Consider the following 14,384-nt stretch of genomic DNA (forward strand, 5'->3'; position numbering starts at 1 on the left):
GATAAGCAGACCGGAGAGATTGTTCCCGTGGAAGTATTTGTAGCCATACTTCCCTGCAGCCAGTACACCTATGTTCAGGCATGTATGAGCCAGAAACGCGAAGACATGCTATCCTGTTGTGCAAATGCCTTACGTTTCTATGGCGGATCGCCTAAAGCGATTGTATCGGACAACCTAAAGTCCGCAGTTAATAGATCGAGTAAATACGAAGCCGATGTCAACCGTAGCTTTAAAGACTTTGCCCGACATTATAATTGTGTCATCAATCCCACCCGTAGCTACTCTCCCCAGGACAAGGCCCTGGTTGAGAATGCGGTGCATTTTGTCTACCAGCGTATTTATTATCCCTTACGGGAGATGACCTTCTTTTCTCTGGATGATCTTAATAGGGAAATTTCCGTCTTATTGGAGTGGTACAACACTCTTTTGTTCAAACTAGATATTCCGACGAAAGTACGCCAGTGTTCCGCGCTAAAGTACCCCATTTATTCCGGAGCAAAGTACGCCAACCAGACCGGCCTGTATCACCACTAAGTAAGTGTGATATTTTCAAACTTAATGATTTTTTTTCTTTCTCAAAGATTTACCTGTAAGCGCTATTCTATGTGCAGAAGCTGCCAGTCTGTCCATAATAGCATCAGCGAGCGTTGGCTCATCAATAAAGTTGTACCAGCTATCCACCGGGAGTTGCGATGTGATCATTGTTGAGCCGTTTCCATACCTGTCTTCCAGGATATCCAGCAGTGCAATTCTTGCATCATTGTTCAAAGCCTTTAGTCCAAAGTCATCCAGGATCAGCAGCTTATTTGCGGAGATACCCTTGATCCATTTAAGGTAAGATCCATCGAGCCTGGCCTGAGCCAGTGCATCCAGGAATTTGTTCATACTGAAGTACTGGGTGCGGTAACCCAGCAAACAGGCACTGCGCCCCAGGGCACAGGCCAGAAAAGATTTACCGCATCCGGTGGCACCGGTGATCAATACGTTCTCACCTTTTTCTATAAACATACCATCAGAAAGCCTTAGCACCTGTTCTCTTGTAATACCTCTTTCCGCATTACAAAGTATATCTTCAGGCAGCGCATGATAGCGGAGCTTACTGGCCTTGAGATACTTCTGGGTTCGGGAATAATCTCTGTATTCCATTTCTGCCTGGGTGATCATGGCGATCAAAGCATGGACATCCTGCAGCTCATGGACAGGCAATGATAATGCGGCCTCATAACGTTTAGCCATTCCAGTCAGTTTAAGTGTTTTGAGTTGTTCTACGGTGTTTTGTGTATTCATTTTTAAGGATATATGTATTTGACTAATTATAGGATTCAGGGCCCCGGAGGTTATTGTGGGCAGGAATACGAAACTCTTTGATGCTTTCTTCTTCCAACAGATCCATTTTATTATCCAGGATCGTTTTGATCGCGGTGTAACTGAACTTGTGTCCCCTTAAACCCCTTTTGCAGGCTGCTTCCATACGAACACAGCCGTAAGCATCCATTAATCTCAGCAGCCCGGTGCAGGAAGTATAAGACTGATCGATCACCAGTTTGCTGTCCATTAGCTTTTTAAAGAACCTCAAAGTGTGCGGTCCGTTATCTTCCGCTTTTTTTAAGTAGTATTCAGGGCTCCATCCACGTTGTAGTGTGATTGCCTGGTGCCTTTCAGGCATATGTTCTTTGATACTGCTATAACCATGGCTGGTGTAATTTCTGGTATGGACAGCGATTCTTTGACCCTCGTAATAGATCTCAACGGTGTCCTGATCATAGGCAATCCGAACTTCTTTACCGATGTAACGCTATGGAACAGAGTAAAAGTGGCCGTCTTCGCCCACCAGCACATGGTAATGTTTCTGCACTTTTGCTTTGGTGTAGTGTCGTATGGAATAGGCGGATTCGGGTAGCGGTTGCAATAATGCTTTTTCTTGACTGTCAAAGAGTTCTTGCCTGCTGAATGTTTTCTTTTGGAAGTTCAGCTGGTGGTGCTTGTCGAGTTTTTCTTTGATCGCTTTGTTGAGTTCAGACAGGCTATGGAAAGTTTGGTTACGTAGTGCTGCGTAGATACGCCTGTAAGTGATCTTTACATTGTTCTCAACCGATGGCTTGTCTTTTGGTTTGTAGGGACGTGCAGCCAGTAAAGCAATATTATTATGGTTTGCCCACTGCTCCAGCATATCAGTGAATACCGGTTCGTATTTACAGCTTTTAGAGACCCACTGTCTCATGTTATCTGATTTTACAGTTAGGGGCACTCCTCCAAAATAGTTAATGGTGTGATTCAGAGCCTTTACTACTTGAGGCAGTTTGGCGTCAGGAAGAGCCTCTACATAACCATAACCGCTAAAAGGGAGTACAGCAACATACACTGGACAGGCAATAAGTTCTCCTGTTGAAGGATCTACATAATGTAAGACATCACCTGCGAAGTCTACTTCCAAAAGCTTTGCCGGGGTATGAACAAAGTGCATCACTGCATTGTTCAATTTCATGTGGTCTTGCAGTAAATCGCAGAACCTGGAATACTGAAAGCCTGAAGGATATTCTTTAATATATTCTTCCCAAAGCAGTAAACGGGTCACCCCGGTACGGCTAAGTTCTTTGTTAAAGTACATGATCTGGCTGATGAAATGAGCTTTGCGGGGGTCAGCATCCTGTGGTACAGATGGCTTATGCAAGCCAAGAATCTGTTCCAACCGTTCGTCTGGAAGTTTCAAAAGTTCGGTTAACTCCTGCCCGGTTTGTTGGAACTTTTGCAGGTAGAGGGCAATTGTTTTTCTTGTCGTCTTTATTTCCTTCTCGATAGCCCGCTGGGAAACACCGCGCTCAAGGAATAAAAGTATCTGTCTTATCTTATGCATACTAAGTAGCTTATTTGCCATACTGCAAGTGGTTTTTGGTTACAAACCAAACTTAGCGTAACTGGCGGTTAAACACTGCTTAGTGGTATACTTTGGCGCGGAATAAGTGGTGTACTTTGTGTCGGAATCGTGGCGTACTTTGGAGCGGAATATCCATGTAAGTATAATTTTCATTTTTTTCTGTTTGATGAACTATGCAAAGGTGCATGGTCGTTAAAAAACAGATGTAGCCAAATCTACTTTTGTTGTAGTCAAAACTCTTGCAATCGTATCACTTACCTATAAAATACATTGAATTTATGACCATCGGGGTCGGCTACAGCAAAATTTGCCCATATTTTTTTCGTGTCCACGCGCTATAGATTTAGGGTCTATAGGTATCTCAGTTATTAGACATCGTAACTAGTCTAGTGCTTGTAGTGATGGGTGCACTTTTAAATATCTAATAAAAGCTATAAAACAACAAGAGGTTGCTCATTTTTTAAATGATACAACCTCTTGTTTAACATCAGCGTTTTCGATGCAGAGATGAGTGTAATTACTTATTCTTCTTCACAAAATCAATCATGGTCGATATCTCCTGAAGCGCTTTACCCTCATCAGCAGAAAATCCCGTTGTAATAAAACGCATCATACCCTGGGGATCAATAATAATTTTCGTTGGTATTCCTGAAACTTTATAGGCTTCTGCGACTGCAGATTTTTTAGTGTCAACATTGCGTAAATCCATCAGTACATCAAAGGAGTAGTTATGGTCTACAACATACTGCTTAGCATCTTTAGTGGCATTAACGCCACCTTTTTCCCATGTATGTAGAAATAGAAATTTGACATCTTTATCATCCTTATATTTGTTTACCGCTTTCTGCATAGTTGGAAATGAGGCTTTACATGGCTCACACCAGGTTGCCCAAAAATCTAATATTACCACCTTACCTTTAAGGTCGCTAAGGCGTACCAGCTTACCATCAACATCAGCAAGGGTGAAATCAGGAGCGGGCACATTGATCGCAGCATTTAAGGTTTGCTTAATTACAAAATCATTTTTCTTTTGTTCCAGCTTTTTTAAATAATCTTCAAACCCATCAAAGCTACCGTAATTTGCAGCATAGGCCATTTTTAAGTGGTTTACGATGCCTGGAATACGGTTCTCACCTTTAAAAGATGCTTCTATCAGTGGAAAAGCTTGTTTATATCTTTTGGTATTCACAAGACTGACCAGGTAATTTTGCTGAATTTTAGCATGAAGACTTCTATCTACGTCTACATATTTTGATAATTCAAGTTGTAAAAAATTATTATAATTATAGGCTTGTTCATATTGTTTATCTTGAATAAATACATCAAAATAAGCTAGTAATGCGTTATAATATTTTCCTACAGCAGCAGACCAAATCTTATTATTTTCTGGTAATTGTGCACGCGTATATTCAATATAAGTTGTGATATACGGAAGTGCGGTTTTAGTATCATGACGTATCAAATTTTGAATCATAATTGGATAAATCTGCATCGCTTGAATGGCATTACCTTTAGGATCTTTGGCATATTCGATTTGATTTAAATATTGCTCAACTTTATCCATATTTCCAATTTTTGCAAATTCCAGCACCATTGTCAGGTTATGCACACCAAGGTTGAGGTGCTTATCTGATTTTAGAAGGGAAGTATAAAGAGAGTCCTTCACCATTACATCAGACATTTGGCCAATATTTTGCAAACGCTGCTGTGTGTTCAATCTCCCTTTTGGAAACTTTTTCAGTATGGAGGCCTGTATTTCAGCTACTTTTGCCTCATTCTGATCATTTCTGTAATACCAATAAACAATCAGCTGAGACTCTTCCAACTTGCTTTTAGATAACAGCTGCAATTCTTGTAGACGAACTTTTTCGCTCTTAATTTGTGCTATTTCTCTTGCCCTAACCTGAATGCTATCTAAAGAAATTTTCTGTGCAAATGTAACTTGTACAGCTAATAATAAGGTGGTTAATAAAATATATTTCATGTTGTTTAGTCTCTATAACTTAAGTGAATGATGTCTCCGAATCCTTCGAATTTTTTACTGTACGTATTACCTACAAAATGTCCCATGTCATCTATCTGGAAAAGATAGAGTTCACCAGCAGTACCATTTAATGTTGACACGGCAATTTGTTTACTAGTCTTCTTTTGCACTTGCAAGAAGGTTACTTTATTTTGAACAGCAAATTCATAAATTTTAGTTGCTGTATTATTCTTAATATCATACAGATAAATTTTGTTATCATATGCGTAATACATGTTTTCAATATTACTTGCTGATGCTGAAAACTTAGTAGCTCTGCTGAAATCAGGCGCATTGGTATCGGCTACCTTTACATTATATTTTGGAGTTGCTCCATTCAATGACATAAAATAGCGGCCATCAGTTCCTTCCATGACGAAATAAAAATTACTATTATAATTCGTTGTTCCACCTTTCTCGGCAGCAACCATTGTGCGATTTACATTAGACATGTTAAAAGCTGCCGTGGTGTTACCTGTTGAATTTGATATGATACGGGTGCGATAGGCTACCTGCATGAATCGTTTATACTTATTATCATAGAAATAAGTTGCAAAAGGTGTAGCCGGAAATGCTATAGGAAACAAACTATAATCACCTGTAAAGCGGTCAGAAAAAGGCGATAAAATCTCCTCAGGATTAAAAATTCCAAAACCAGCATATAAGTTTCCATTATCAATGATATACTGATCTGATGCTAATGTGGATATGCCAAAACCAGGATCTACAAAAGTCATAGATTTACCCATGATACCAGCCGTATTGCCAATCTCATCGAAATTGTTAGGATTAAACCTAACGACGCCTTCTGTGGTAAAATACAATAAGGATGCTAATGCTGGATAGTTGTTCAGGTATGAATAATGGGTTGCTAGTGCCTTACCCGGATATTCTTTATGGTTCACATCTTGTGCTGGTGATAGAAAAACTTTATCATCTGATCTTACAAATGATAAAACACCCTTATTTTGTTTATTATGAGTAACTAACCAGCCCTCATAAAATGCACCATTTACTTTTAGTGTATACAACTTCATTGTCTGCGATCCGTTACTTTTATCGGTAACAATGTATTGCAACAAATAAGCTCCTGGAGAAAATGTTACAGGCATGTGTAGATCTCTCTCTTTAGAAAAACTAAATACGGTGTCAGCAATGATTGCCTTCCATTCATAAGAATAACCTTGAGGACTACTTGACGATTCTGATATGGTAGGAGCGATGAGCAGAGAATCAAACTGCACCAATTCAAATGCTGTTTTTTCTGTAGAAATGGTTAGTTCATTAATTTTATTCAATGTAAAATCCTGCTCAAATTTAGAGCAGCCTATTATCCAAAATAGAGATAAAAAGCTAAATAGAAATATTGTTCTTTTCATGTTAAAATGATATTCTATTGTTAAATTCATCAATTAGTTCACCATTAACTTTTTCATATTCTAACAATGCAATACGTAATTTTAATGGGTAATTATAAGCACCATAATAGCCTACATTTTTTAAGGAGAAATCTGTTATGCCTAATGTTTGAACCATAAAACGGTATTTAGTTTTACTAAATACACCATAATAGGACTGCATTTCCGTCCAGTAAACTGGTTTCAACAAGATATTTGATACCCAAACCTTATAGGTGTCCGTAGCTGTAGTATTGCCAATTTCTTTTCCTAAAGCGCTTACTTTCAAATCTTCTGATGCTGCGACTTGAAGTTTAATCAGGTAAGCTTCTTCATTCATTTTAGCTGTATTGTTGACAACCAACGGATAGGAGATAGTATTTTCACCTGCCTTCAAAACTGCTTCTGGCAGTATAAAATCAACACCTTCTTTTGCCGTTGTTCCATCTGCAGCCGTCACTTTTACTTTTCTATCGGAATTGGACACATAGCCCTGCAAGCGCATTTTTATAAATAAAGTGTCACTTTTTTTCTCAAAAGCATTATAAGCAAAGCTATAATTCAAACTATCGACTTCATTGTTGTTTAGGTAAAATGAAATTCCAGATTCGCCATTATAAAAAGATACATCTTCCTTTTGGCAGCCCATCAATATTGCGATAGCAAGCCAGTATATATTTATTATTCTTTTCATGATATTTGCATTAATAATTGGGATTATATTCCAATTCTGTCTCAGGTATTGGCAAAACATAATTATTAAAATTCATTACAGGAGTAAGAAATTGAATACGTTCTGTTAACATTCTTTTGTAATAAAAGAATAGTTGGCCCTCAGCATAAAATTCCTTCTGGTATTCTTTTTTAATTTCATTTTCCAGGAATGACGAAGCAATATTTGTGGTTGGCAAGGTGGTTATAGCGCGTGCTGAACGAACTAAATTTATATATTTAATACCTTCCTCAACTGTTGCTGCAGTTTCAGCGAGAATATAATACATCTCTGAAATGCGGATCATTGGCACCAATTGATCCATTCTACCGGTTGATGTTTGGCTTTCTCCACTCGACAAAGTATAAGTTTGCCAAAATTTAGAAGTATATAAAGTGTTTTGCTCTTCTTCAAATAAATAGACTCTACGGATGTCTGTAGATGAATTTTCATATAAAGTATTGATTTCGGCATCTGGGCGACGTAGCGACCAGGCTGTATTTAATTTATACCTGAAATAAGAATCAGTCCAGGTTTGCATATTTCTTGAGCGCAAGGCAAATACAAGCTCTGACTTGAAAAGTCTGTTTTTAGAACCAGCTACAGCTGCTACCGTACTGATATTAACAAATGGAAATTGTTTAGATTCTACCACTATTTTGGCTGCTGCCGCTGCACGAGCCTTGTCTCCACTATAAAGTGATACCCGAGCATCTAAACCTTTCACCGCATAATAGTTCAGCTTGATCTGCCTATCTTCAGTATATGCGGGTTCGTAGTTTTTCATTAAAGAGGCTGAAAGTTCAAGATCTCTTAAAATATTATTCAAGACTTCGGAGGTAGTAAGTGGAGAATTTACAAAATTGTCAGCATTCTCTTCAAAAGGGATAGCCTTAAGATTAGCCCCTTTTTGAGGATGAGGACCAAATAAGCGGAGCAAATCAAAATGCAAATAAGAACGTAATGCCAGGGCCTCACCCTTTATCATTGCATAAGAAGCAGGGCTCAATATGCTTTTTTTCAGTTCAACTTGTTTTAATATTTTGTTTAATCCAGCGATTGCATTATAGGAAGAAGACCAAATGTTGGAAATATGTGTTTTACATTCGTCAGCAGCATAGTTGTAAGCTGTAGTCTGTGTATATGGAGCCCCAACACTGGTCATATTGTAATTCTGCGCTAATGCAGATACAAAGCCTAATGATAATTTATCTCCATAAAGGTTGGCTGCAGACAACTTTGCATAAATGCCAACAAGTGCTTGTTCAAATCCAACTTCTGAATCGAAAAGCGCTTCTTCAGATATACTGGATTTCGGACTTACCTCTAAATAATCCTTACAAGAATTTAAGGTTAATACCGATAATAAAATTGCAAATAATAGTATGTTTATTTTCATATCAAATTCTTTAAAATCCTGCTCTAATAGACAGTGAATAGGTTCTAGCAAAAGGGTTGTCAGTACCTCTCTCTACCTGAATTGAACTAAGCCAGATTACATCATTAGCCGATGCTGTAATGCCCAGACTATTTAAGCCTACCTTTTTCAGGAATTGCTTCCCTATAAAATTGTATCCCATAGAAGCAGCTGTTAACTTTAGGTTATTATCATCTTGTACAAAACGCGAAGTGGAATTAGTGGTGATTACTGTAGATTGGATGCGTTTATATTGACTAACATCTCCAGGGTGTTGCCAGCCCAGTGAATAAGCTCTACGGTCAACATTTTGACTAGGGTCTACATTCTCTACACGATTAACCAATGTCTGGTTATATAATTGACCACCATATTGGTAATTAAAAATTAATCCTGCCTCAAACCCCTTATAATAGAGATTAGATCCGAAATTTCCATTCCATTTAGGCTGATTAACACCCACTGCTACTTTATCTGCCGCATTCCAGAGAAATGTCTGTTTTCCATTTTTGTCTAAGAAAATCTCTGAACCTGTAATAGGATCGATGCCCAATGAACGAACAGCGTAAATGGTGTTAATTGATTGCCCTTCAACCAATAACATATTAGGATAAACCTGATTAAGGTTTTTTTCATTAAGTTCATCATTCACCGATCTCAGTTTGTTGGATAGTTTCTTTAAAATATTAGAATTAGAGAACCCATTTACATTTACAGACCACAAAATGCCTTCAGCCTTTTTATTGATGATCACGTATTTTGCTGAAAATTCAACACCTTTATTTTCCAGCTCACCTAAATTTTCAGGGAAATCTACATAGCCCGAAGATGGGGCCAATGTTACCTGAGCCAATGCATTTTTAGTGTTTTCTTTATATAAATCTACACGAAATTCTAAACGTTGGTTAAATAAGGAAGCGTCTAAACCCACATTTAATTTGTATACGTTTTGCCAACTTAAATTTGTATTTCCCAGGATATCTGTGGTTGCACCCAACTCGTTATAATAGGATGAATTGACACCAAATGCATACCTTGAAAGCGCAGAATAAGCAGGGATATTTAAGGAACCAGTACTTCCGTAAGTAGCACGAAGTTTTAGTCTGTTCATCCACTCATATGATTTCAAGAAGTTTTCATTGTGCATGTTCCAACCAATACCTGTAGACCAAAATGTACCAAACCTTTTATCTGAACCATACTGAGAAGAACCATCACGACGGATGGAAAAATCAGCAAGATATTTGTTGTCATAGCTATAGTTTCCATTATACAAATAACCTATTCTACGCGCTTCACTTTCATCTCCTGTAGGCTTACCGTTAGTTTGATATTGATTCGCAAATAATAAATTATCAAGTTTATCATAAGGAAAACCTTCTGCCACGATCGTATAATAATCGCTTTTATCGCTTCCGAAATTTAATCCTAAAGTAGAGAAGAATTGACTTTTACCCTGACGTAAGTTTAAATTAGCCGTGGTTACATTTTCATAATTAAATTCGTTACCATCTGTAGCCGAATACAAACCTTTTCTTGAAACCTCCGTATAACTTGCAAATCTTGTATCCTGTGCAGAGTAGAATTGCGTAGCATCATTAGTTTGCTTCGTTATTGATAAGTTAGATTCGAAAAACAAGAATGGTAATACATTATATCGTAAGGATAAATTATTAGTCACACCAAAATATCCAGTGCTATTAATGGAGTGCAAAGTTGTATTGTACATAGGGTTGATGGCACGGTATGGCTGATAAGAGGAGTGGAAAGGAATATCCTCCATATAATATTGAACATTGCCATCCTGATCATAAGGGGAGTAATAAGGATTTGCAGCAACATATTGACTAAAGCTACCATATGGGGAAGAATTGGCTTTATTGGAATACACCCGCAGTGAATTCATAAAACGAATCTTGTTTGTGGTATAAGATAAATCAATTTGTCCTGAATAGTTGTCTCTATCTTGTGACTTCATTACGCCTTGCTGCAAATCTGCAGAAAATTGCAAGCCATATTTAAGTGTATGATCACCACCCTGAAGTCTTATTGAGCTTCTATTGCTATAGCCAATCTGTGTTGGAATTTTAAGCCAATCTGTATTTATCCCCTTTAAAACAGACTTATTTCTTTCGCTATAAACTAAGTCAAGACCATATTGTTGAATAGGAATTGTTGATTCATAGATACCAACACGCTTTTCGAAATCTAATTTTTCTGCAGCATTTAATAGGTTATATACAGATAACTGCGGTGTATTTATTCTAAAGTCATGGGTATAGGTGATTTGGATTTTACCTTCAGCAGGAGGTATGGTAGTGATGACCATTACCCCATTTGCTCCACGAGAACCATAAATAGATGTAGCAGAGGCATCTTTCAAAAGTGTAATATTTTGAATAAGGTTCATGTCAAGGTCAACTACCCGCTGTAATGGAACTTGAAAACCATCTAAAATGAATAAAGGTTCATTAGGATTATTAGACAATTCGCCAGATAAATTAGGAAAAGAGTTCTCACCTCTCATTTGTATCTGTGGTAATTGATTTAGATTAGCTCCCGACGCATTGTTAGCAACCATTCTAAATGAAGGATCAATAGCAGATATAGCTGTGAAAATACTACTCGAGCTTATTTTTTTGATATCTTCTCCAGAAATTTTAGAAGTTGAACCCGTAAAAGATTCTGATTTTCTATTGAAAATCCCTGTAACAACCACATCTTTCATCTCATTGACAAGAGGTTCTAAAGAAATGACCATTGGTGCGTTGCTATCTTTAACAATAACCTGTTTAGGCTTGTAGCCAACCAAGGTGAAAGTTAAGGTGGTTCCCTGATCTACGGTTAATTTAAAACTTCCTGAACTGTTTGTTTGAGCTATAGCCTTACCAGCAGCAATGCTGATGGTAACGGCCACTAAAGGTTGTTTACTGTCGATATCAATAACTTTACCTTCAAATTCCTTTCGTACATTTTCATTATTACTTGGTTTAACAGAAGGTTGACTTTTTTGCTTAATAACTACAATGTTATTTTCAATGCTGTAAGTTAGGGGTAGGTGGTTGAAGGTTTGTTGTAAGGCTTCTGCTAAAGTTGCATTTTTCAAATGCACACTGACCTCATTGTATTGATTAATAAGATCTTCGTTGTAAATATAATCATATCCAACTTGCAATCTGATTTTTTTGATTACATCTGATAGTCGACTTTTATTTTCGTTCAACGTAACACTTTGTGCGGATGTTGTAGCAGCTTTTACCTGTAAAATTGTAATCAGTACAATAAATGCGGTAAATTTCATAAGAAATAGATATTTTTTGACATAGCCAGGAGGTATGCCTAGATAGTTAATAATTTTTTTATACATTTAATTAGGTAAGTTAAGTTCATCTCTGACAGATGAATTGATGTTTATTAATCCGGATCTCGATCGCCATCGTGGTCCGGTTTTTATCTGCTCATTAGAAAATTTGTAAAAATTACTTCATTACACGTACCCTCCTTCCTTCAATCACAAAATGTACATCTCCTGTTGCCTCCAGATTTTTTAGCACTTCCTTGATATTTCGGGTTTTAGAAATATGCATAGAAACATGTAGATCGACCGGATCATATTCAAACACTATATCTACATCATACCAACGACCAATTGCACGCATCATCGTTTTGAAGTCTTGTCCTTCTGATACAAACAGACCATTCTTCCATGCTATTTCGGCCTCTGGATCAATCCTTTTCATATAGATTTCATTAGCACTGCTAATTGATTGCTGGTTAGGATGCAATAGGAGAGACTTATTGCCAGATAGAATTTTAACCTTTACACTACCTTCCACTAAAGTTGTTTTGGTAGTCGTTTCTTCAGGATAGGAGTTTATGTTAAAATGGGTCCCTAAAACTTCAACTTCTTGTCCCGCAGTAAGGACCACAAATGGATGCTGTGGGTTTTTTGTTACTTCAAAATAAGCTTCGCCAGTTAACTCAACTTTACGAATTTCATTGCGCGCAAGTGATGTTGAAAAACGGATAGAGGAGGATGCATTTAACCACACTTGAGTTCCATCTGGTAGTTTTAATTGAAATTGACCAGCACGAGGCGTTTCAAAAGTATGATAGCCAGTTGGGGTAATTTCTTTATTTTTAACCTTTACTTCATACACAACCTGTCCGTCGGGCTGTTTTACTATTGAAACACCAGACTCGGTTGATAAAATGCCCCTAGTAAGGTCATTCAATACCATTTTATCTCCATTAGATAAGGTGAGCAAAGCTTGATTTTTGCCGGGTAAAATGGCAGCTATAGAATGGTCAGGTTTTTTATGATTTTCTCTATCGAGATAGAGGTGCGTTAATACTCCGAGAGAAATGATTAGGATTGCGGCAGAACCAACGCGATACATCCAAAACAAATATTTATTTGGCTTTTTCTGGATTTTTTCTTGAATATGATGAAATATTGAAGCTTTTATAGTTTCTTTATTAACGGCTTTGTCAGAGAAATAAGCAATTTCGTCGTTATGAGAACTGTACCAGGTATCTAAAATCTGCCATTCTTCATCAGAAATGGTTCCTAACTTAGCTTTTAATGCTAAAGCTTCTATGTGTTCTTGATTAATCTTATTTTCCACGTGTATATTTTCCCTATTACATCAATATAGTCGGAAAATAATGGGCTTACCCTTAGTTTATTTTAAGATTATTTTTGATTCATAAAGAAAGTCAGTAAAATACAAGCCATACCGAGGTTTAATCGAAGCTCTTTTAGCGCTTTAGACATATGTGCTTCGACCGTTTTTTCTGAAATTTTAAGTTTTTCTGCGATTTGCTTATATGTTAGACCTGATTCACGGCTGAGGCGAAAGACTAGCTGGCATTTTTCAGGTAAATTCTGAATTGTTTCTTCAATTCTTTTGATAAGTTCTTTCTCAAAATATTGTTCTTCAACTGATGGCTCAAAACCGCTAAGGATAGCTTCCTGGATTTCAGTTTTTTTTACTTTGTATGCTTTACTGGCTAATAAGTCAATAACTCTATATTTAACAGCAACAGCAAGATAGGAGGAGACTGTAGATTTAATATCAAGCTCTGACCTTCTTTCCCAAATGCTTGTAAAAACATCCTGAACAATTTCTTGAGCAGCTTCCAGGTTATTAAGGCGATTCAGTGAGACCACTAATAATTTCTCCCAATATCGATTATATAGTTCGGTAAATGCAGAGCAATCATCCTTTTTAATATAACGAATAATTTCTAAATCATTACAGACACTATATTTTTTCACCATGTAAACTTAAGTCACCTAATATATGAAAATTTTAATTTTATTATTATATAACCTGTGTGTTTACTAGATAATTTTTTGCCATTACACGCATCAAAAACGCTTTAAAAGATTATGGCGGGTTAGGGGAAATTTCATTAGCGACTTGCTTTCGAGAAAGAAATATGGATTACTTTAATAGCAAGGGTTCGTACTTGCAGCTGGCTCTGATTGCGATAATTTCGATCTATATGTTAGCTGATAAATGAAAATACATATGATGAAGATTATATGGAGCGTGCTGACCGCCCAGTTATGGTTTGAAATCGGATTGCAGTAAAATCAGTTAAAGTAACTAGGACTCTACCAATTACTATAAAAGTGCATATCTAGGTGATTCTGGGCTAAGCATATTTCTTGAATGTGGGCCAGCCGTATGAGTGTTACCGAGCTAGTAATATGTTTATTTTTTCACTTTTCTCCAGAATTCCCCCTATAAAAATTATGCATTATGGATAGTGAACAAGGAGAGCTAGAACTTTAACTCCACAAGTTTATGACGGATCAAGTCATAAACTTGTGGAGCAGGGGTTAAATTTCTAGCTTTGTGACTTATCATTTTACACACGATGCAAGAGAGCTACCTTCCCTTACTTAGTTTATTTCTTCCCGACTTTATTCTCGAACATTTTGAAATGAA

The 14,384-nt window shown here is 37.1% G+C and carries 11 protein-coding genes and 1 pseudogene; 1 reads left to right on the forward strand and 11 read right to left on the reverse strand.

Annotation, left to right across the window (positions count from 1 at the left end; genetic code table 11):
* On the forward strand, positions 1–534 hold a 534-nt coding region (locus ACR2F7_RS12345), incomplete at its 5' end, for a DDE-type integrase/transposase/recombinase (RefSeq protein ID WP_432713863.1).
* A 21-nt stretch (positions 535–555) separates the two neighbouring features.
* Here ACR2F7_RS12345 and istB read toward each other — a convergent pair.
* The 11 genes and pseudogenes from istB to ACR2F7_RS12400 form a co-directional block, all read right to left on the reverse strand.
* Positions 556–1,287 carry an IS21-like element helper ATPase IstB gene (gene istB, locus ACR2F7_RS12350; RefSeq protein ID WP_432710413.1) on the reverse strand — a complete coding sequence of 244 codons (732 nt, stop codon included), beginning with the start codon at positions 1,285–1,287 and terminating at the stop codon, positions 556–558.
* A 22-nt stretch (positions 1,288–1,309) separates the two neighbouring features.
* Positions 1,310–1,666 (reverse strand): hypothetical protein, encoded by a 357-nt coding sequence (locus tag ACR2F7_RS12355; protein ID WP_432713864.1) that lies wholly within the window; start codon positions 1,664–1,666, stop codon positions 1,310–1,312.
* 33 nt (positions 1,667–1,699) lie between these two features.
* Positions 1,700–1,789: pseudogene (locus ACR2F7_RS12360) on the reverse strand (Mu transposase domain-containing protein); the annotation flags it as partial.
* A 6-nt stretch (positions 1,790–1,795) separates the two neighbouring features.
* Positions 1,796–2,854, reverse strand: a complete 1,059-nt coding sequence (istA, locus tag ACR2F7_RS12365) for an IS21 family transposase (protein WP_432713865.1) — start codon at positions 2,852–2,854, stop codon at positions 1,796–1,798.
* A 538-nt stretch (positions 2,855–3,392) separates the two neighbouring features.
* Positions 3,393–4,859 (reverse strand): redoxin domain-containing protein, encoded by a 1,467-nt coding sequence (locus ACR2F7_RS12370; RefSeq protein WP_432713866.1) that lies wholly within the window; start codon positions 4,857–4,859, stop codon positions 3,393–3,395.
* Positions 4,860–4,864: 5 nt separating this feature from the next.
* Positions 4,865–6,277, reverse strand: a complete 1,413-nt coding sequence (locus tag ACR2F7_RS12375; protein WP_432713867.1) for a PKD-like family lipoprotein — start codon at positions 6,275–6,277, stop codon at positions 4,865–4,867.
* Between the two features lies 1 nt (position 6,278).
* Positions 6,279–6,989, reverse strand: a complete 711-nt coding sequence (locus tag ACR2F7_RS12380; RefSeq protein ID WP_432713868.1) for a DUF4843 domain-containing protein — start codon at positions 6,987–6,989, stop codon at positions 6,279–6,281.
* 10 nt (positions 6,990–6,999) lie between these two features.
* Complete coding sequence (locus tag ACR2F7_RS12385; protein WP_432713869.1) at positions 7,000–8,406, reverse strand: RagB/SusD family nutrient uptake outer membrane protein; 1,407 nt, start codon at positions 8,404–8,406, stop codon at positions 7,000–7,002.
* A 10-nt stretch (positions 8,407–8,416) separates the two neighbouring features.
* Positions 8,417–11,725 (reverse strand): SusC/RagA family TonB-linked outer membrane protein, encoded by a 3,309-nt coding sequence (locus tag ACR2F7_RS12390; protein WP_432713870.1) that lies wholly within the window; start codon positions 11,723–11,725, stop codon positions 8,417–8,419.
* A gap of 178 nt (positions 11,726–11,903) precedes the next feature.
* The gene (locus tag ACR2F7_RS12395; protein ID WP_432713871.1) at positions 11,904–13,052 is read right to left on the reverse strand and encodes a FecR family protein; all 1,149 of its coding nucleotides are present in this window, start codon (positions 13,050–13,052) and stop codon (positions 11,904–11,906) included.
* 68 nt (positions 13,053–13,120) lie between these two features.
* A complete protein-coding gene (locus tag ACR2F7_RS12400; protein ID WP_432713872.1) occupies positions 13,121–13,708 on the reverse strand; it encodes an RNA polymerase sigma-70 factor in 588 nt (195 codons plus the stop codon).
* Positions 13,709–14,384 lie beyond the last annotated feature (676 nt).

Source organism: Pedobacter sp., assembly GCF_045628745.1.
Taxonomy (GTDB): domain Bacteria; phylum Bacteroidota; class Bacteroidia; order Sphingobacteriales; family Sphingobacteriaceae; genus Pedobacter.

Excerpts from the sequence above, each read along its gene's own strand:
- istB (WP_432710413.1), bottom strand. The coding sequence starts at position 1,287 with ATGAATACACAAAACACCGTAGAACAACTCAAAACACTTAAACTGACT.
- ACR2F7_RS12355 (WP_432713864.1), bottom strand. The coding sequence starts at position 1,666 with ATGCCTGAAAGGCACCAGGCAATCACACTACAACGTGGATGGAGCCCT.
- istA (WP_432713865.1), bottom strand. The coding sequence starts at position 2,854 with ATGCATAAGATAAGACAGATACTTTTATTCCTTGAGCGCGGTGTTTCC.
- ACR2F7_RS12370 (WP_432713866.1), bottom strand. The coding sequence starts at position 4,859 with ATGAAATATATTTTATTAACCACCTTATTATTAGCTGTACAAGTTACA.
- ACR2F7_RS12375 (WP_432713867.1), bottom strand. The coding sequence starts at position 6,277 with ATGAAAAGAACAATATTTCTATTTAGCTTTTTATCTCTATTTTGGATA.
- ACR2F7_RS12380 (WP_432713868.1), bottom strand. The coding sequence starts at position 6,989 with ATGAAAAGAATAATAAATATATACTGGCTTGCTATCGCAATATTGATG.
- ACR2F7_RS12385 (WP_432713869.1), bottom strand. The coding sequence starts at position 8,406 with ATGAAAATAAACATACTATTATTTGCAATTTTATTATCGGTATTAACC.
- ACR2F7_RS12390 (WP_432713870.1), bottom strand. The coding sequence starts at position 11,725 with ATGAAATTTACCGCATTTATTGTACTGATTACAATTTTACAGGTAAAA.
- ACR2F7_RS12400 (WP_432713872.1), bottom strand. The coding sequence starts at position 13,708 with ATGGTGAAAAAATATAGTGTCTGTAATGATTTAGAAATTATTCGTTAT.